Raw genomic sequence first — 18992 nt, forward strand, 5'->3', positions numbered from 1 at the left:
CGCCCCCCCTCAGAGATTGGATCAGCTTCCGCAGGTGCCTTCACCGCACTTGCCTTCCTTATCTTTGCCTTCCTCGCCGCCCTTCTCTTCTTCACCGCAGGTACCCTCACCACATTTGCCCTCTTCCATATCACCGGCATGACTGTCGGCCAGGTTGTAGCCACTTTGCAGCTCCTGCACAGCGAAGGGGTTTTCTGCTGCGGAGACAGTGAAGGATGCGCCCAGTAGAGTGGCACCTAAGGTAACGATGGCGGTATTCAGCTTTTTCATTGTAGTTCTCCAGTCGCTTGAAATGAGACGCCCAATGACGCCTCCTGAAACTGTAGACTTTTATTTGAGAAGGGCGTTACACGCACGACAAAAAAACGACGGGCTGAATCGCTCGTCGGCCAACGCACGGTCAATGCTCGGGCCGAGGTTCGGAGCGAGTTTTACCACACTGCAGATCGGCCAAATGCTCGGCAAGCCTGTTCAGGTCCGCGCTGGGAGCGTCAGGCAACGCACGTACGACGCGCTGGACAACGCGCATCTGACGCATAAAGCGGCGGCATTTCCAGCAAATAGCCAGGTGCGCCCGTACGGCCAATTGCCGACGAAAGCTTAGTTGGCCGTCAAGCACATCACTGGAATACATTACCAGATCCCTGCAACTTAACATTCTCCGGTCACCTCATAGTGTTCCAGGGTGGCGAACACGCTCAGGCGCGCCCGATGCAAGAGTACTCGGGCATTGGAGAGAGAAATATCCAGAAGATTACAGATGTCCATTAATTCCACGCCCTGGCGCTCGCGCAAGAGCAGCACGCTACGTTGCAACTCCGATAGCGAGGCCAGCGTATGTTCCAGGCATTCCGCCAGCTGTTGTTCACACAACAACTCTTCAGGTGAGTCGCTGTGCCAGGAGGCTGGCGCGTCGCGCCAATGGCCATCGGTCAAAAAGCGCTCGTCGCCCACCGAACCATGTGGCCCGTCTCTGTCGTCAAGCGGCACCTGGCGGCGTTGCTTTTTCAGTCGGGTCTTGGCGGTGTTGGCCGTAACGGTGATCAACCAGGTTTTAAGCGATGAGCGACCGGCAAAACTGTCCAGATGCCGAACCACGGCCAGCCAGCTGTCCTGCACCACCTCATCGGCCAGAGTACTGCCGACAATGGCCACCGCCACCGCGCGCATCGCCCCTTGATACCGGCTGACCAGATGATGAAAGGCAGCCTGGTCGCCTTGCAGCAACAGCGCCAGTAGCCTTTCATCATCCAGATCTGTCATTAATGCTTGCGCACGATCACGCTACCAATAGAGTAACCCGCTCCAAAGGAGCAGATAACCCCATGGCTGCCGCTGGGAAGATCCGCCTGGTGCTTGTGAAAAGCGATGATCGAACCGGCCGAGCTGGTGTTGGCGTACTCATCCAGCACCACTGGAGCCTCATGGGCTTCCGGGTCACGGCCTAGCAGCTTACGCGCGATCAGCATGTTCATGTTCAGGTTGGCCTGGTGCAACCAGAAGCGACGAATATCACTAACCGGCAGATTGAATTCCTTGAGATGGTTGCCAATCAGCTCGACCACCATCGGGCAGACATCCTTGAACACCTTGCGGCCCTGCTGAACAAACAGTTTGTCATCCTTGCCCACACCGCTATCATCGGCGCGATTGAGGAAGCCGAAGTTATTGCGGATGGTGTTGGAAAACTTGGTCAGCAGCTTGGTGCCGAGAATATCGAACTGGCAATCGGATATTGCCTGATCGGCGCGCTCGACGATAACCGCAGTACAGGCATCACCGAAAATGAAATGGCTGTCACGGTCACAGAAGTTCATGTGGCCGGTGCATATTTCCGGATTGACCATCAAAATGGCGCGGGCCTGGCCCAATTGTACCGAGTTGGCTGCTACCTGGATCCCGAAGGTAGCTGAAGAACAGGCTACGTTCATATCAAAGCCAAAGCCTTCAATACCCAGCGCTTCCTGCACTTCCACTGCAATCGCCGGGTAGGCGCGCTGCAGGTTGGAGCAGGCGACGATCACGCCGTCGATATCCGCAGCGGTACGGCCAGCGCGGGCCAGCGCGTCAGTGGCAGCCTTGACCGCCATTTCGCAGAGGATTGACCATTCGTCATTGCTGCGTTCGGGGATATCCGGCTTCATGCGATTGATATCCAGAATGCCGCTCTTGTTCATCACGAAGCGGCTTTTAATACCCGATGCCTTCTCGATAAAGTCGGTACTGGACGGCGCTAAAGCGGCGACAGTACCCGCCTCAATAGCCGCCGCGTTGCGACTATTGAACTGCTCGACATAGCCATTGAAGCTGGCAACCAACTCTTCGTTGCTGATGCTACTGCTCGGGGTATACAAACCTGTTCCGCTGATCACGACTTTGTGCACGGTCGGTCCTCTTCTGTTATGGGCAATGCATCACCAATCGAGGTAATGCCTGAACAGCGCTCAATTGGCTGACTGTTCATGAATAAGTTATCTGCTGCGCTGCAATAGCCAGGAGCGGACCAGGGGGAAATGGTCATCCAGCGCATTTGCGTGTGTCAGCATGTCATTATGACCGTAGTCTCTGGAGCATCCTGTGCCTTTCTCCAGTAACACAATCTGTGCATCATGCTTGCCCAGCTCCCGGGCAAAGGCTTTCACGTCGTCAACATGGCCTAAATAAAGGTCATGCTTACCGGCCAGGTACAGACCTGGCGGCCAGTTCAAAGCATCCAATGTCAAAGCATAGTCGAATCCGTCCTCCAGATCACGCCATTCACCGCCGTTCATCCACGCCATATTGTCCTTATGCAGCGCGCAGGACTCATCCGCTGACCCAGCACCCAGGGAACGCGCCGGAATAAACCCCTTGAAACGGCCCAGCAGCCCGGCCACCCTACCCCACAACAAATCGATCATGATCCGTTTGCGCAGGCTGCGCTGGTAGATCACCCGTTTGCAGCCGAAGTGCACTATCCCCATCACCCGCTGCAGATATTCCGGCTGGCGAATCAGTGCACTGGCTAGCCAGATACCACCCCAGGAGTGGCTCGCCGCAAAAAACGGCTGGTCAGGATGCTCGCGCTCGATCAACTCGAACAGGGCCGGCAAATCCTCAGTGATCATCTGGTGTTGGGTGATGCACATGCCAGGTTCAAGCGCAGGGGTACTTTGGCCGCGACCGCGCAGATCCGGTACGAAGACGTCATAGCCCTGCTCGGCTAGCCAAGGCGCCAGGCCTCTGCCGGATTGTGAATAAAATATCCGCCCGTCTTCGACCAGGCCGTGCACCAGCAGCATCGGCGTACCAGCGGACTCCGGTTGAAAGCGTTGTACGTGCAGAATTATGCCGGGCGCCGCCTCCAACTGTATGGACGAACTCAGAATGCGGGGCATCAGCCGGCGATCTCCTGCCACAGCTTGGCCAACCGTTTAGCCGACACCGGAAAACGGGTGCCGAGCTGCTGGGCAAACAGTGATACCCGATACTCTTCCAGCAGCCAGCGCCACTGCTCCAGTTGTCCATCCCACCGGCCTTCCTGACGGTGCTTCTGCTCGCGTGCCTGATACTGGATTAGCAATTGCTGAATCTCTCCGGTCCAGACACGGTCGCGCTGAACCTGACCGGGCAATTTGTCCAGCCGCTGCTCGATCGCCTGCAGGTAGCGCGGATATTGGCTCAACCACTGGGCCGGCACATCACGAACAAAATGCTTGAATACCAACCCCTCCAACTGACCACGGATGTCGGTCAGCGCCACTGCCCAAGCCAGATCGATCTTGCCTTTAAGGCGTTTCTGCAGCGCATGCCATTGTTTGAGCAGAGCCAGCAGCTCACGCGACAGACTTTCGGCTGCGGGCACCCATTCGGCACGTCCTTTGGCCAGGCATTCTGCTAACGCCTGCGGATCGCGCGGCAGCGGCTCGCCCTCAGGCAGGAATACGCGGTCGATAGCCGCGAGCAGAAGATCCTCGGTCAGTTGCGGTTGATTACCCCACTCACGGTAGTAGATCGCAGCTTCCTTTAATGCCGGTAGTTTCTGCCGTAGAAAGCGAGCCTGCTCGCTCTGTGCCTGCAACAGCAGACGCTGCACGCCGCGGCGATGGGCCTGTTCGGCTTGGATTGGCGTATCAAAGAGCTGTTCTACCACTTGCTCACCCTGCTCTGCCCAAGCTGGCCAGAAGGTGACTTCGATGCCGGCTTGCTTGCGTACCAAGCTCAGCGGCAATGCATATTCGCCCGGAGGGTGCGCTTTGGCCTGCTCGCTACGCTCTGTCTGCAGCGGTTTTGCCGGGGCTTGGGGCTGACCAGCCAGTTGGCTGCACAAAGCACTGTAATCGCGCCCGCTGGCAATCACGTTGCCGTCGGCATCGACAACTTCAACACGCATGCGCAGATGCGCTTCCAACTCGACATCATCCCAAGCGGCGTCATCCAGCCGCGTGCCAGTCATGCGACTCAACTCACGACCGAGCGTCTGCGCCAGCGGGCCCTGGCCAAAGGGCATTCGCTCCAGCGCCGCACGCACAAAATCCGGTACCGGCACGAAGTTGCGGCGCAGCGCTTTGGGTAACCCGCGTACCAGCGCCACGCACTTATCGAAAATCAGGCCGGGTACCAGCCAATCCAGCCGCTCGGCGGGAATCTGCCGCAACAGCGCGGCGGGTACCTTGAGGGTAACGCCGTCTTGCTCATGCCCCGGTTCGAAGTGATAGCTGAGCGGCAATGCCACCTGCTCCCAGCGCCAGGCATCGGGATACTGCTCGACCGTCACTTCGCCGGCTTCGCGTTTCAGCAAATCCTCGCGGGTCATGTGCAAAATGGTTGGCTGGTCGTGTTGGGTTTTTTTCAGCCAACGCTCGAAGCTCGCCAACTGATAGATATTCTGCGGCAGGTGCCGGTCAAAAAAAGCATAGAGGGTTTCGTCGTCAACCAAAATATCGCGCCGCCGCGCCTTGGCTTCCAGCTCGTCCAGTTCGGCCAGCAATTGCAGATTGGCTTTGTTGAAGGCTGAACGCCCATGCCACTCCCCACCAACCAACGCCCGGCGAATAAAGATCTCGCGCGAAGCGACCGGATCAATAGGCCCGAAATGGACTTTGCGCTTGGGTACAATGATCAGACCATAGAGCGTGACCTGTTCAAAGGCGACTACCTGACCGCGTTTCTTCTCCCAGTGCGGTTCACTGTGGCTGGTTTTGACCAGGTGCGCGGCCAGCGGCTCGACCCACAGCGGGTCAATCTTTGCCGCCAGACGGCCATACAGCCTGCGGGTTTCGGTCAACTCGGCGACCATCACCCAGTTCGGGCGTTTTTTTGCCAAGGCCGATGACGGGTGCAGCATAAAACGCCGCTGGCGCGCGCCAAGATAGTCTCCGTCCTCAGTCTTGTTACCCAACTGACTCAGCAGCCCGGACAACAAGGCCTTATGCACCGCGTCCTCTGAGGCCGGTTGCGCATTGCGCACCAGTTCCAGATCCTTGCTGGTCAATACCAGTTGCCGGTGCGTTTCGCGCCATTCGCGCATACGCATATAGTTGAGAAACTGCCGCCGACACCAACTGCGTAGCTGCCCCTGGGTAAGCGCCTGGCGCTGCTCCTCAAAGCCGCGCCACAGGTTCAGGAAGGCGGCAAAATCTGAGCCCTCGTCCTTCCACTGGGCATGCGCCTGATCTGCAGCCTGCTGACGCTCCAGCGGACGTTCGCGCGGATCCTGCACAGCCAGCGCACTGGCGATAATCAATACCTCTTCCAGACTGCCACTAGTACTGGCTTCAAGTAGCATACGGCCGATCCGCGGATCCACCGGTAAGCGCGCCAACTGGCGGCCGTTGTCGGTAATCACGCCATCGCGGTCCACCGCGCCCAATTCTTGCAACAGGTTAAAACCGTCACTGATCGAGCGCCCATCCGGCGGTTCAATAAAGGGGAAGTCCTCGATCCGGCCCAGCCGCAGATGCAGCATCTGCAAAATCACCGCGGCCAGGTTGGTGCGTAAAATCTCCGGGTCAGTAAATTCTGGCCGGGCGTTGAAATCCTCCTCCGCATACAAACGCACGCAAATACCCGGAGCTACCCGTCCACAGCGACCCTTGCGCTGATTGGCGCTGGCTTGGGAGATTGCCTCGACCGGCAGACGCTGAACCTTGGAACGCGGACTGTACCGGCTGATGCGCGCCTCACCCGGATCTATCACATAGACGATACCAGGCACGGTTAGCGAGGTTTCGGCGACGTTGGTCGCCAGTACCACCCGGCGACCCGCATGCGAGGCAAAAATTTTCTGTTGCTCGGCCACGGACAACCGCGCATAAAGCGGCAGTATTTCGGTGTGGCGCAGATTGGCCTTGCGCAGGTAGTCTGCGGTGTCGCGAATTTCTCGCTCGCCGGGCAGAAAGATCAACGCATCGCCCGGCCCCTTGCCGTTAGCGCGCTCGTATTTTTCCAGCTCCTGCAGCGTAGCAAGAATGCCCTGGTCGATGCTCAGGTCTTCCTCAACCTGATTGCCCTCTTCATCCATTTCTGCACTGAGCGGCCGATACCAGACATCCACCGGATAGGCGCGGCCTGAGACCTCAATCACCGGGGCGTTGTCGAAATGTTCGGAGAAGCGCTGCAAATCGATGGTGGCTGAGGTAATGATGATCTTGAGATCCGGTCGCTCTGGCAAAATCGTTTTCAGATAACCGAGCAGGAAATCGATATTCAGGCTGCGTTCGTGGGCCTCATCGATGATCAAGGTATCGTAGCGCTGTAGCAGCCGATCATGCTGGGTTTCGGCCAGCAGAATACCGTCAGTCATCAGCTTGATCAGGGTGCTGTCTTTGCTCTGATCGGTAAAGCGCACTTGAAAGCCGACCAGCTCACCCAGGGGCGTGCCTATTTCGTCGGCGACCCGACTGGCGACACTGCGGGCCGCAAGACGGCGCGGCTGGGTGTGCCCAATTTGCCCGTGACTACCCCGCCCCAGTTCCAGACAGATTTTCGGGATCTGCGTGGTCTTACCGGAACCGGTTTCACCAGCAATCACCACTACCTGGTGCTCGCCGATGGCCGCTCTGATCTGTTCGCGACGCTCGGCAATCGGCAACTGATCGTCGTAACACATTGGCGGAATGCTCGCGCGCCGCGCCTCGACCCGCGCGCACGAACGGCTGAAGCGCTCCTGCCATTGGGCCAGACGCTGCGCGTCTGGATGCTTGCCCAGGCTGGCTAGCTGGCGTGCCAAGCGCGGGCGGTCAGCGGCCATGGTCTGGTCGAGGTTGGCAGTAACGGAGTTCAGATCAGTCATCAATTCAGCTCTGGAGAAAACAAAAACCCCGCCAGTGCATCGCGCTGGCGGGGTTGTATTGTCGCAGATTTGCTCTGCGCTTTGCTGCAACTGAGTGTGCAGCGTCCAGCTAATATTACTTACTGGCGACTTTCTTCAGCTCTTCGTCGCGCAGTTCACGACGTAGAATCTTGCCGACGTTGGTGGTCGGCAGTGCATCGCGGAACTCGACATACTTCGGCACCTTGTAGGCTGTCAGGCTGTCACGCATCTGCGCCTTGACCTGCTCGGCACTCAGTTCGGCACCCGGAGCCTTGACCAGGAAGACCTTGATGGCTTCACCGGATTTTTCATCCGGTACGCCGACGGCGGCACATTGAGTAACGCCCGGAATCGCGGCCATGACATCTTCCAGTTCATTCGGATACACGTTGAAGCCGGAGACAATAATCATGTCTTTCTTGCGATCGACAATCTTCAGGAAACCGTCTTCCTGGATAATGGCGATGTCACCGGTCTTCAACCAGCCTTCGGCGTCGAGCATTTCATCGGTGGCTTCCTGACGCTGCCAATAACCCTTCATCACCTGCGGGCCTTTGACGCACAACTCGCCGCGCTCGCCCAGTGGCACTTCATTGCCGTCATCATCGATAACCTTGCACAAGGTCGACGGCACCGGAATACCAATGGTACCCAACTGAATGGCTTGAATCGGATTGACCGTGGCCAGCGGGCTGGTTTCGGTCATGCCATAACCTTCACAGACCTTGCAGCCGGTGATTTTTTCCCAACGTTCGGCCGTAGCCTGTTGCAACGCCATACCGCCAGACAGGGTGACCTTGAACTGACTGAAATCCAGCCCACGGAAGATTTCATCATTGCATAACGCGACGAACAGCGTGTTCAGACCAACAAAACCAGTAAAGCGGACCTTGGTCAGCTCCTTGACGAAAGCCGGAATATCGCGCGGGTTGGTGATCAGAATGTTGTGGTTGCCACTGATCATCATCGCCATGCAGTGAAAGGTGAAGGCGTAGATGTGGTACAGCGGCAGCGGGCAGATCAGCACTTCTTGACCGTCCTTGATGCTGCTGCCCATCATCGCCTTGGCTTGCAGCATGTTGGCAACCAGATTGCGGTGAGTCAGCATCGCGCCCTTGGCTACGCCGGTGGTACCACCGGTGTATTGCAGCACTGCCACGTCGTCGCTGGCCGGCGAGGCTTCGTTAAAGCTCTGGCCCTTGCCCTTGGCTAATGCATCGTTGAACTTGATTGCCCCTGGAATATTGAAACTCGGGACCATCTTCTTGACATGCTTGACCACAAAATTAATCAGCAGCCGCTTGAGCGGCGGCAGCATGTCACCCACTTCGGTGACGATAACCTTTTTCACGCCGGTCTTGGGCACGACTTGCTCGGCCAGGTGAGCCATGTTGGCCAGGCAGATCAGCAGTTTGGCCCCGGAATCGTTGAACTGGTGCTCCATCTCGCGGTGCGTGTAAAGCGGGTTGGTATTCACTACCACGTAGCCGGCACGCATGGCGCCAAATACCGCTACTGGGTACTGCAACACGTTGGGCATCTGGATCGCGACGCGGTCACCTGGCTGCAAACCGCTGTGCTTCTGCAGGTAGGCGGCAAAATCACCAGACAGTTTGTACATTTCGCCGTAGGTGATGGTTTTGCCCAGGTTGCTAAAGGCGGGCTTGTCTGCAAAGCGTTGGCAGGATTCCTTCAATACGGCAAGGATGTTGGGGTATTGGTCCGCATTGATCTCGGTCGGAATATCTGCCGGGTATTTGTCTTTCCAGAAATTCTCAAGCATTGATGCCTGCTCCTGAACTAGTCGGCCACGCGAGCCGATTTTCTCTTATGGTTTATAAAGGCTACTCCGAAAACGCACTGAAAGCGCGCTTGCCGAGTTTCCTGCACAGAACTGGGCTTATCGGCGTCAATGATGAACGAAAACAGCATTTCAGTCGAAAAGTGGCCGAAGACTAGCAGTTTTTGCCAGATCAGACCAGCGCACACGCCGATGGACGTCACAGCCCATTGGGACGGCTAACCAAGGCGGTAGCAAGCACATTTGGCAGGGCAGAAAAAAGCCCGACGCACGTGCGTCGGGCTGTGGCCTGGCAATACCGGAAAAGCGTTGCGAGTAATCAGTTATCCCGCAGCTCCCGACGCAAAATCTTGCCAACTGGCGTCATCGGCAAAGAATCGCGAATCTCATAGTGTTTGGGTACTTTGTAGCCGGTAAAATTGGCGCGGCAATAAGCCTTCAGCTCATCAATGCTCAGATCATCCACGCTCGGGACAACGAACAGCTTGACCGCTTCACCGGACTTCTCATCAGGTACACCGATCGCCGCAGCATTGGCGACCTTCGGATGCGCGGCCACCACGTCTTCAATTTCATTCGGGTATACGTTAAAGCCCGATACTATGATCAGATCTTTGATGCGGTCGACGATAGCGACAAAACCATCCTCGTCAATCACGGCCACGTCACCGGTTTTCAGCCAACCGTCAGCATCCAGCATTTCTGCCGTAGCATCGTCCCGCTGCCAGTAACCCTTCATCACCTGCGGGCCCTTCACACACAACTCTCCGCGCTCGCCGATCGGTAGTTCGACACCGTTTTCGTCAATCACCTTGATCGCGGTACCCGGCACCGGCAGGCCGACGCTACCCAGACGCGCCAGACCATCGCCGGGGCTGGAGCAGACGACAGGCGAGCACTCGGTCAGGCCATAACCTTCACCGATACGGCTGCCAGTTTTGCCTTCCCAGCGCTCGGCGGTGGCTTTCACCAACGCAGTACCGCCGGAGGTGGTGCCCTTGAGGTGGGAAAAGTCGATATCCATGAACTCGGGATGCTCCATCAGCGCCACAAACAGCGTGTTAAGGCCGACCATGGAGGAGAACTTCCACTTTTTCAGCTCTTTGACGAAGCCTGGAATATCACGAGGGTTGGTGATCAGCACATTGTGATAACCCGCCAGCATCATGCACATGCAGTTCGCTGTGAAAGCAAAGATATGGTAAAGCGGCAAAGGGCAAATCACGATTTCACTGCCATCGCTCATGATCTTCTTGCCGTCTTTGTCCAGCTGCTGCATGTTGGCATACACCTGCAGCATGTTCGCGACCAGGTTGCCATGGGTCAGCATTGCGCCCTTGGACGGGCCAGTAGTACCGCCGGTGTATTGCAGTACGGCAACATCATCCAACGTCTTGCTGACCGGCTTTGGCGTCTTGCCTTTACTGGCCTTGAGTGCAGCCTTGAAAGACACAGCCTGGGGTAGATTAAAGGTCGGGACCATCTTCTTGACGCGCTTGACCACGGTATTGACCAGCAAGCCTTTGAGCCCTGGCAACATATCGCCCATGCGCGCTTCAAACAAGTATTTCAGGTCGGTATCGGGAGCGACTTCCTCAACCAGATGGCCGAACATATTCAGGTAGATCAATGCCTTGGCACCGGAATCCTTGAACTGGTGGCGCATTTCCCGCGCGGTGTACAACGGGTTGGTGTTGACCACAATCAAACCGGCACGAATAGCACCAAAAACGGCTACGGGGAACTGCAATACATTGGGCATCTGGATCGCGATGCGGTCACCGGGCTGCAGATCTGTTTCGGTTTGCAGGTAACTGGCAAAATTGCCCGACAGGCGATCTAGCTCTCCGTACGTCAGGGTGGTATCCATATTGGTAAAGGCTGGTCGATCTGCAAATTGCTTGCACGAGCGTTCGAACACATCACCAATTGAGCTGTACTGCGTCAGATCAATGTCGTTAGGCACACCGGCTGGGCGTTTGTCATTCCAGAATGCTGCTTCCATTATTCTTGTCCTCTTTCCCCGTATCATTTACCCCAAGAACAACCGGTTGTTCCTGGGTACTATTGTTCCGGCAGATCATCCCGCTCTAGGTCAGGGTTGTCATTCGGTTCACGTCTATGCGTAACCCGTAAAAGTACCAGTATTGCCAATAAACACAAAACACTGATCTGTTTCATTTGCCATGTGAATAGGAGAAATACGCCGATGGCTTACCAGACTCGCAGGCTGGCCCCCGCAGATCACACTTCGCTAACATTGCACCAATGGTTGCCCGATGACGAGCCGTGCTCGGCCCTGGTACTGGTATGCCACGGAATGGCAGAACATGCCGCGCGCTATGCCCCCCTGTCGCAGCAGTTGAATCAAGCAGGATACGCGGTATTGGCGCTGGACCAACGCGGACATGGTCAAAGCGCAGAGGGTCAAATGCTTGGCCATTTTGCCGATAGGGAGGGTTGGAACAAAGTAACAGACGATCTGGCGTTATTGCTGGGTGAGGCTCAGGCATTAATGCCGGGCAAGCCGGTTTTCATGCTGGGCCACAGCATGGGCTCGTACATTGTGCAGGGTTTTCTACTCCGCCATAGCGCACAACTGGCGGGTGTGATCCTCAGTGGCAGCAACGCCCACCCCACGGCACTGAGCCGTTTTGGCCGGGCCGCCGCCACCCTGGAAGGCCGCCTGCGCGGCTTCGCACAACCGGCGCTAAGCATGGCCAAATTGAGTTTTGGCCAATTCAACCGCGCCTTTCGTCCGGCCCGCACCGAGTTCGATTGGTTGAGTCGCGACGCCGAGCAAGTCGACCGTTACATAGCCGACCCGCTATGCGGCTTTCCCTGTTCTGCGCGGCTGTGGCAAGACCTGTTCAGCGGTCTGCTGCACATTGCCGACCCGCGTGAACTCAGCCGACTGCCCAGCGACCTTTCGATACATATCATCGGCGGCAGTGCCGATCCAGTGAGCGCTGGCGGCGGCCTGCACAAGCTGCAAAAGCGCCTGCAGGACGCCGGACTGTCGCAGGTCAGCCTGCAATTGTATGATGGCGCACGACACGAAATCCTCAACGAAACAAACCGCGACCAGGTGATGCAGGATCTGATTGCCTGGCTGGAAACGCACAACCCCGCCACCCAGACGGAGACACCCGATGTCCAAGCTTGAAAACCGTATCTATGATGAACTCAGCGTCGGCGACAAGGCCGAGATCAGTCACCTGGTGACGGAGCGCGACCTGATCCTGTTTGCTGAAGTGTCCGGCGATGTTAATCCGGTGCACCTGGATGAAGAGTTCGCCGCAACCACTCCATTCAAAGGCCGCATTGCCCATGGCATGTTCTCCGGCGCCTTGATCTCTGCCGCCATCGCCTGCGAGCTGCCGGGGCCTGGCACCATTTATCTCGGCCAGGAGATGAGTTTTCTGCGTCCGGTGCGCCTGGGCGACGAGATTCGTATTGAACTGGAAGTGATCGAAAAGCTACCGAAGAACCGCGCGCGTATTGCCACGCGGGTATTCAACCAGGATGCCAAGCAGGTCGTTGATGGCGTCGCCACCGTCATGGTACCAACCGAGAAGGTCAGCGTTGAGCGGCAGGTATTGCCAGGCGTGAAAATCGGTTAAAAAAAGGGAAGCCAGCGTCGCTCTGACCGGTTACCCCTTCGCTTTCACGTTCCGGGTAAATAGCCGCTGGCTATTTACTCAGGTAGCGCATCCCTTCCTCCAAACCTTCCAGCGTCAAGGGGTACATCCGGTCCTCGATCAGATCACGCACGATACGCGTTGAGGTAGTGTAATCCCAGGCGTCCTTGGGGTAAGGGTTTATCCAGATCATCTTCTTGTACTTCTCCATAAAACGCTGGATCCATACGTGCCCGGCTTCCTCATTCCAATGCTCGACGCTGCCGCCGGGCTGGGTGATTTCGTAGGGCGCCATAGCCGCATCGCCGACGAATATCACCTTGTAGTCAGGACCGTATTTATGCAACAGATCCATGGTCGAGGTGCGTTCGTTGGTGCGGCGTAGGTTGTTCTTCCAGACCGACTCGTAAGGGCAGTTATGGAAGTAGAAGTATTCCAGATGCTTGAACTCCGTACGGCAGGCTGAAAACAGCTCTTCGCAGACCTTGATATGCGCATCCATCGAACCGCCGATATCGAATAACAGCAGCAGCTTGACCGCATTGCGTCGCTCCGGTCGCATCTGAATATTCAATAGGCCTGCATCGCGGGCTGTGTGGTCGATGGTTCCATCGATATCCAGCTCTTCGGCCGCGCCCTGGCGAGCGAACTTGCGCAGGCGGCGCAAGGCCACCTTGATATTGCGCGTGCCCAGTTCGACCTGATCATCCAGATTTTTGTATTCGCGCTGGTCCCAGACCTTGGCCGCCTTGCCCTGGCGCTTGCCGGCATCCCCGACGCGGATACCTTCGGGGTTGTAACCGCCCGAGCCAAATGGACTGGTACCGCCGGTGCCTATCCATTTATTGCCGCCTTCGTGCCGCTCCTTTTGCTCCTCGAGTCGTTTCTTGAACTCCTCGATCAGCTTGTCCAGCCCGCCGAGCGACTTGATCTTCTCGCGCTCTTCATCGGTCAGCATGCGCTCGAATTCCTTGCGCAGCCAATCCTCCGGAATCAGCGCTTCGAGCAACTGATCAAGATTCTGCAGACCGTTGAAGTAGGCACCAAAGGCCCGGTCGAACTTGTCGAAATGGCGTTCGTCCTTGACCATCACGGTGCGCGCCAGATAGTAGAATTCGTCCATATCGGCGAAGACCACATGGTGCTTGAGCGCACGGATCAGATCGAGCAGCTCACGGACCGACACCGGTACCTTGGCTGCACGCATTTCATTGAACAGGCCCAATAACATGGGCGCCCTCCTTCTTAACGGTTTTGGCGGCGGGTCATGAACGCCAGACGTTCCAGCAACTGCACGTCCTGCTCGTTCTTCACCAGCGCACCGTAGAGCGGCGGGATGGCTTTGGTTGGATCGCGATCACGCAGCACTGCCTCGGGGATCTGATCGGCCATTAGCAACTTCAACCAGTCAACCAGCTCGGAGGTGGACGGTTTCTTCTTCAGACCCGGCACCTTGCGCACGTCAAAGAAAATATCCATCGCTTCGGACACCAGTTCCTTCTTGATCTCGGGGAAATGCACATCAACGATGCGCTGCATGGTATTGCGATCCGGAAAAGCGATGTAATGGAAGAAGCAGCGACGCAGGAAGGCGTCAGGCAACTCTTTCTCGTTGTTCGAGGTAATGATGATGATCGGGCGCTTGTCGGCCTTGATTGTCTCATTGGTCTCGTAAACGTAGAATTCCATCTTGTCGAGTTCCTGGAGCAAATCGTTGGGGAACTCGATGTCGGCTTTGTCGATCTCATCAATCAGCAGGATGACCTTTTCTTCGGCTTCAAAGGCTTCCCAGAGTTTGCCTTTCTTGATGTAGTTGCGCACGTCGTGCACCTTGTCGGTGCCCAGTTGCGAATCACGCAGACGGCTCACGGCATCGTATTCGTACAAACCCTGATGCGCCTTGGTGGTCGACTTGATGTGCCAGGTGATGAGTTTCGCACCCATGGACTCGGCCAGTTGCTCGGCGAGCATGGTTTTGCCGGTACCGGGTTCGCCCTTGACCAACAGTGGGCGCTCAAGAGTGATGGCAGCGTTGACCGCCAGCTTCAGGTCATCCGTAGCAACGTAGGCGTCAGTACCTTCAAATTTCATTCGGGCTATCCTCTGGAGAATTCAGCAGCAGGGCCAGCATTAATTGGCTCCCGGTCAAAACAGCGACTATAACGTGACGGTAGGCGCACTGTGAACCTGGATGTAGTATTCAGTCACTGAATGATCCCCGCACCCAACAGGATGTCATCATGAGCAAAATCTACGCAGACAACTCTCAATCCATCGGCAATACGCCGCTGGTCCGCATCAATCGTATTGGCCCCTCGGGCGTGACCATCCTGGCCAAGATTGAAGGTCGCAACCCTGCTTATTCGGTCAAGTGCCGTATCGGTGCCAGCATGATCTGGGACGCGGAAGAATCCGGGCGTCTGAAGCCAGGTATGACCATTGTCGAGCCGACCTCCGGCAACACTGGTATTGGTCTGGCCTTCGTTGCCGCAGCACGGGGTTATAAACTGAAGCTAAGCATGCCAGCCTCCATGAGCCTGGAGCGGCGCAAGGTGCTTAAAGCATTGGGTGCCGAGCTGGTACTGACTGACCCGGCCAAGGGTATGAAAGGTGCGATCGCCGCCGCCGAAGAAATCGCTGCCCAGGACCCGGCCCAGCATATTCTGCTGCAGCAATTTGAAAACCCGGCCAACCCGGCGATTCACGAGAAAACCACTGGCCCGGAAATCTGGAAAGACACTGAAGGCAGCATTGATGTGTTGGTATCTGGCGTCGGCACTGGCGGTACCATTACCGGCGTATCGCGCTACATCAAGCACACCTGCAAGAAAAATATCCTGTCGGTGGCCGTCGAGCCGGTCAGTTCGCCGGTGATCACCCAGACCCGCGATGGCCAGGAGGTCAAACCCGCGCCGCACAAAATTCAGGGCATCGGTGCTGGCTTTGTACCCGGCAATCTGGATATGACACTGGTCGACCGGGTCGAGCAGGTGACTGACGAAGAGTCCAAGTCGATGGCGTTACGGCTGATGCGCGAGGAAGGCATTCTGTGCGGCATTTCCTGCGGCGCCGCCATGGCCGCCGCCGTGCGCATGGCCGAAGAGCCGGCAATGCAAGGCAAGACCATGGTGGTGATCCTGCCTGATTCAGGCGAGCGCTACCTCAGCAGCATGCTGTTCAGCGACATGTTCAGCGAAGCGGAAATGCAGCAGTAAGCCGTTGGCACAGCCCGCCCTGCGGGTTGCGCCAGCTCTTCTGATTGATTCTGTGGCGGAAAAAGCTTACTCGGTTTCCGGCGCGGGCTCTTCAAAACCGGCATTAAATGCTTCGATAAAGCCGTTACGAAGAATACCGAAAAACGCTTGCATCGGACTGACATCAGCGTTTTGCAAACTCCCGCTCAAGTTGACTCGAGTGGCAATCTGATCGCGACTGTGATTTTTAACCACTGCGCCACCAGCACCGACCAACGCCTCCCATACACCGCGAAAGAAGCCCTTATCTGGGTTCTGGATATCCTGCTCAAAATTGAACACCTCAACATTACGCAATAGCGGCTTGATATAGCCCGTCAACTGCGCAGCATCTGCCTGTGCCTCTATGACTAACTCTCCACTGCCGTTATGGAAGTCGAAGCCAGCATAAGCCGAAGCAAAATCATTCAATTGCGTCAAATCTACCTCACTGGCCCGAAAGCGCAGTTGAAAATCGTCCATTTCCAACAATGGGTCGAACGCAGCTTCCATCTCCATGGGCGCGTGACCAAGCAAGTCTGCGGTCCCTTCAAGGCTGGCGTCACGGGTGCCCTCAACTTCACGGGAGGTGCTCAGATTGAGCACTGTCATGTTCAGGTCATTAGCGTAGACGTTCACCTGGGGCTCAGTTGTAAAGTTGCGAAAGGCCACGGTTCCGTTAACGATCTGCAGTTCATCGATCTGAATCAAGATCTGTTCGCGCAGGCGTTCGCGCCAATCTACACCCTCACCCGTCTGACGATCGCTCTCCACGTTTGAATCGATAAAATTCAATTCAGGGTCAGTGAAGCGCACACGGGCCACCAGCGCATGGTGCTCCCACAGCGACCGCCAGCTAAGTGCAATATCGATACGTGGCGCGACAAAGAAAGGCGCCTGGACACTGCCTACGTTCTTCTCAATATTCAGCCCATGAATGCTGTAGGCGCCCCGCCACCAGAACAGGTCAACATCTTCAACCTGCCCCGTGTAATCCCCCATTACCGCCATGTTTTCGTTCAACATATTACGAACCAGGGTGGATAACGACAGGTGCAGAATCACCAACAATACGACAAGAACAGCTAATACGGCCACGGGAACGCTATAGGTCTTTTTCATACTAAAATGACTTCATCGATTGCAAACAGTTCAGCTACTTTAACGTCTCAGGGTCAGATAGTTGAGCAGGCTAGAGTGTTTACCTGAGAAAGATAATTTACCTGCCGAAGATAGCTGAGTACTTTCACCCAATCCCCGGACTGGCTATCCTGCAGTTTCCCACTTGGCACAGGCGGCACCCATTCCATGTCCTACAGCCCCAAACGCATTGCGCAAGATATTCTGGACGGCTTTGATCACTACCGTGACGAGTTTCGGAGCATCACCTCTGGGGCGCGCGTGCGCTTTGAACAGGCGAGATGGAGCGATATACAGCTGGCCTCCACGGCGCGCATCAATCTGTATGAGGACTGTGTGCACATTACCGCCGGCAAACTGAAGAGCGCGCCGGTCGCCGACTTTATACTGGATGTAGCCAGCTGGCCGGAGATTCGCAGGGCCTATATCACCCTGATAGATCAGCGCTTTGACGATGAGCTTGCCGAAACCTGGTTCAACTCGATTTTCTGCTCGCTACACCAGCATGATCAGATCAGCGATGAAACCATGTTCGTACATAGCACGCGGCCGGCGACCCGCCCGCCTTCACGCATCCCGCTGACACGTGGCTTTATCTCTGATGGGTCCCTTGGCGGGCTGGTGCGACAGGTTCTCGACGAGCACAGCTTCGACGCCCCCTGGGCCAACTTCGAGCGCGACTGCAAGATGGTCGTTGAGCACTTGCGTCAGGGTCTACCTGAATGGGCTCAACAAGACCGCGGCCTGACCGTGGAATTGATCCAGTCGGTGTTTTATCGTAATAAAGGTGCCTACCTGGTTGGCCGCGTCATCAGCCAGCAGGAACAATGGCCGTTTGTGCTGCCATTAATTCATCAAGAGCATGAAGGTATCAGTGTCGACACCCTGATAACCGATGAGTCTCAGGTCTCGATTATTTTTTCCTTCACGCGCTCGTACTTCATGGTTGAAGCCCCCATTCCTGCGGAGATGGTCGCCTTTCTGAAGCAATTGCTGCCCAGCAAGCATATTGCCGAGCTGTATACCGCCATTGGTTTTTACAAGCAGGGCAAGTCAGAATTCTATCGCGCCCTGATTGCCCATCTAGCCAACAGCGAGGACCGCTTCATTATGGCCCCGGGTGTACGTGGGATGGTCATGAGTGTGTTCACCCTTCCCGGCTTCAATACCGTGTTCAAGATCATCAAGGACAAATTCGCTCCGTCGAAGAATATCGACCGCGCTACGGTCATTGACCGTTACCGCCTGGTGAAGCGGCATGATCGGGTCGGACGCCTGGCAGATACGCAAGAATTTGCCGACTTCCGCTTTCCGCGCGACCGGTTCGATCCTGAATGCCTGGCTGAACTGCTGGACGTTGCACCTTCAACTGTCGTAGAAGAAGGCGACGTGATCCTGGTACGCCACTGCTGGACCGAACGCCGCATGACGCCGCTGAACATGTATCTGGAGAACGCCAGCGAAACCCAAATCCACGAGGCGCTGCTCGATTATGGCAAAGCCATCAAGGAACTTGCCGCAGCCAATATCTTTCCGGGCGACATGTTGTTGAAAAATTTTGGCGTCACCCGCCACGGCCGCGTGGTTTTTTATGACTACGACGAAATCAGCTACCTTACCGAGGTCAACTTTCGCAACATCCCAGAGGCGATGTATCCGGAGCAGGAGATGGCCTCAGAGCCCTGGTACTCAGTTAGCCCCAATGACGTCTTCCCGGAAGAGTTCCCAGTCTTCCTGTTTGCTGACATCCGCCACCGCCGGGCCTTTACCAGCATGCATGGCAATCTGTTCGAGGCTAGCTTCTGGAAAGGTTTGCAGGAGCGTATAAAGGATGGACAGGTACTGGATGTGTTCCCTTACAAGCGTAGCTGACCCGCTTTCGG

General features: G+C 56.4%; 15 protein-coding genes. 4 read left to right on the plus strand and 11 right to left on the minus strand.

Annotation, left to right across the window (positions count from 1 at the left end):
* Positions 1–21: 21 nt before the first annotated feature.
* From K787_RS0117725 to K787_RS0117760, 8 genes are all read right to left on the minus strand, one after another.
* Entirely contained in the window at positions 22–270 is a 249-nt protein-coding gene (locus K787_RS0117725; RefSeq protein ID WP_022964158.1) for an HvfA family oxazolone/thioamide-modified RiPP metallophore, read from the minus strand.
* Positions 271–400: 130 nt separating this feature from the next.
* Positions 401–658, minus strand: a complete 258-nt coding sequence (locus tag K787_RS24850) for an anti-sigma factor family protein (RefSeq protein WP_084672163.1) — start codon at positions 656–658, stop codon at positions 401–403.
* Positions 652–1263, minus strand: a complete 612-nt coding sequence (locus K787_RS0117735) for an RNA polymerase sigma factor (protein ID WP_022964160.1) — start codon at positions 1261–1263, stop codon at positions 652–654. Before K787_RS0117735 ends, K787_RS24850 begins: the two co-directional genes overlap by 7 nt.
* Entirely contained in the window at positions 1263–2384 is a 1122-nt protein-coding gene (locus tag K787_RS0117740) for a beta-ketoacyl-ACP synthase III (RefSeq protein WP_022964161.1), read from the minus strand. The genes K787_RS0117735 and K787_RS0117740 overlap by 1 nt, the downstream gene beginning before the upstream one ends.
* A gap of 87 nt (positions 2385–2471) precedes the next feature.
* Complete coding sequence (locus K787_RS0117745; RefSeq protein ID WP_022964162.1) at positions 2472–3377, minus strand: alpha/beta fold hydrolase; 906 nt, start codon at positions 3375–3377, stop codon at positions 2472–2474.
* Positions 3377–7273, minus strand: a complete 3897-nt coding sequence (gene hrpA, locus K787_RS0117750; RefSeq protein WP_022964163.1) for an ATP-dependent RNA helicase HrpA — start codon at positions 7271–7273, stop codon at positions 3377–3379. The genes K787_RS0117745 and hrpA overlap by 1 nt, the downstream gene beginning before the upstream one ends.
* A 115-nt stretch (positions 7274–7388) precedes the next feature.
* Positions 7389–9077 carry a long-chain-fatty-acid--CoA ligase FadD1 gene (gene fadD1 / locus K787_RS0117755; protein ID WP_022964164.1) on the minus strand — a complete coding sequence of 563 codons (1689 nt, stop codon included), beginning with the start codon at positions 9075–9077 and terminating at the stop codon, positions 7389–7391.
* A gap of 337 nt (positions 9078–9414) precedes the next feature.
* Positions 9415–11100, minus strand: coding sequence for a long-chain-fatty-acid--CoA ligase (locus K787_RS0117760; RefSeq protein ID WP_022964165.1), 1686 nt, complete (start codon positions 11098–11100; stop codon positions 9415–9417).
* 204 nt (positions 11101–11304) lie between these two features.
* On the opposite strand from K787_RS0117760, the gene K787_RS23595 reads away from it, so the two are divergent.
* Both K787_RS23595 and K787_RS0117770 read left to right on the plus strand, forming a co-directional pair.
* Complete coding sequence (locus tag K787_RS23595) at positions 11305–12261, plus strand: alpha/beta hydrolase (protein ID WP_022964166.1); 957 nt, start codon at positions 11305–11307, stop codon at positions 12259–12261.
* The gene (locus K787_RS0117770) at positions 12248–12718 is read left to right on the plus strand and encodes a MaoC/PaaZ C-terminal domain-containing protein (protein WP_022964167.1); all 471 of its coding nucleotides are present in this window, start codon (positions 12248–12250) and stop codon (positions 12716–12718) included. Before K787_RS23595 ends, K787_RS0117770 begins: the two co-directional genes overlap by 14 nt.
* Positions 12719–12788: 70 nt before the next feature.
* Here K787_RS0117770 and K787_RS0117775 read toward each other — a convergent pair whose 3' ends face one another.
* Together K787_RS0117775 and K787_RS0117780 are read right to left on the minus strand one after the other, a co-directional pair.
* Positions 12789–13967 (minus strand): vWA domain-containing protein, encoded by a 1179-nt coding sequence (locus K787_RS0117775; protein WP_022964168.1) that lies wholly within the window; start codon positions 13965–13967, stop codon positions 12789–12791.
* 14 nt (positions 13968–13981) lie between these two features.
* Positions 13982–14827 (minus strand): AAA family ATPase, encoded by an 846-nt coding sequence (locus K787_RS0117780; RefSeq protein ID WP_022964169.1) that lies wholly within the window; start codon positions 14825–14827, stop codon positions 13982–13984.
* A 149-nt stretch (positions 14828–14976) separates the two neighbouring features.
* Here K787_RS0117780 and cysK point away from each other — a divergent pair, with 149 nt between their 5' ends.
* Complete coding sequence (cysK, locus tag K787_RS0117785; protein WP_022964170.1) at positions 14977–15951, plus strand: cysteine synthase A; 975 nt, start codon at positions 14977–14979, stop codon at positions 15949–15951.
* A 66-nt stretch (positions 15952–16017) separates the two neighbouring features.
* Here cysK and K787_RS0117790 read toward each other — a convergent pair whose 3' ends face one another.
* The gene (locus K787_RS0117790; RefSeq protein ID WP_022964171.1) at positions 16018–17091 is read right to left on the minus strand and encodes a DUF748 domain-containing protein; all 1074 of its coding nucleotides are present in this window, start codon (positions 17089–17091) and stop codon (positions 16018–16020) included.
* A 186-nt stretch (positions 17092–17277) separates the two neighbouring features.
* On the opposite strand from K787_RS0117790, the gene aceK reads away from it, so the two are divergent.
* Entirely contained in the window at positions 17278–18981 is a 1704-nt protein-coding gene (gene aceK, locus K787_RS0117795) for a bifunctional isocitrate dehydrogenase kinase/phosphatase (RefSeq protein WP_022964172.1), read from the plus strand.
* Positions 18982–18992 lie beyond the last annotated feature (11 nt).

The sequence above is a fragment of the Halopseudomonas pelagia CL-AP6 genome (genome assembly GCF_000410875.1).
Taxonomy (GTDB): domain Bacteria; phylum Pseudomonadota; class Gammaproteobacteria; order Pseudomonadales; family Pseudomonadaceae; genus Halopseudomonas; species Halopseudomonas pelagia.

Coding starts and splice junctions, on each gene's coding strand:
- K787_RS0117725 (WP_022964158.1), bottom strand. CDS start 270: ATGAAAAAGCTGAATACCGCCATCGTTACCTTAGGTGCCACTCTACTG.
- K787_RS24850 (WP_084672163.1), bottom strand. CDS start 658: ATGTTAAGTTGCAGGGATCTGGTAATGTATTCCAGTGATGTGCTTGAC.
- K787_RS0117735 (WP_022964160.1), bottom strand. CDS start 1,263: ATGACAGATCTGGATGATGAAAGGCTACTGGCGCTGTTGCTGCAAGGC.
- K787_RS0117745 (WP_022964162.1), bottom strand. CDS start 3,377: ATGCCCCGCATTCTGAGTTCGTCCATACAGTTGGAGGCGGCGCCCGGC.
- hrpA (WP_022964163.1), bottom strand. CDS start 7,273: ATGACTGATCTGAACTCCGTTACTGCCAACCTCGACCAGACCATGGCC.
- fadD1 (WP_022964164.1), bottom strand. CDS start 9,077: ATGCTTGAGAATTTCTGGAAAGACAAATACCCGGCAGATATTCCGACC.
- K787_RS0117760 (WP_022964165.1), bottom strand. CDS start 11,100: ATGGAAGCAGCATTCTGGAATGACAAACGCCCAGCCGGTGTGCCTAAC.
- K787_RS23595 (WP_022964166.1), top strand. CDS start 11,305: ATGGCTTACCAGACTCGCAGGCTGGCCCCCGCAGATCACACTTCGCTA.
- K787_RS0117770 (WP_022964167.1), top strand. CDS start 12,248: ATGTCCAAGCTTGAAAACCGTATCTATGATGAACTCAGCGTCGGCGAC.
- K787_RS0117775 (WP_022964168.1), bottom strand. CDS start 13,967: ATGTTATTGGGCCTGTTCAATGAAATGCGTGCAGCCAAGGTACCGGTG.
- K787_RS0117780 (WP_022964169.1), bottom strand. CDS start 14,827: ATGAAATTTGAAGGTACTGACGCCTACGTTGCTACGGATGACCTGAAG.
- cysK (WP_022964170.1), top strand. CDS start 14,977: ATGAGCAAAATCTACGCAGACAACTCTCAATCCATCGGCAATACGCCG.
- K787_RS0117790 (WP_022964171.1), bottom strand. CDS start 17,091: ATGAAAAAGACCTATAGCGTTCCCGTGGCCGTATTAGCTGTTCTTGTC.
- aceK (WP_022964172.1), top strand. CDS start 17,278: ATGTCCTACAGCCCCAAACGCATTGCGCAAGATATTCTGGACGGCTTT.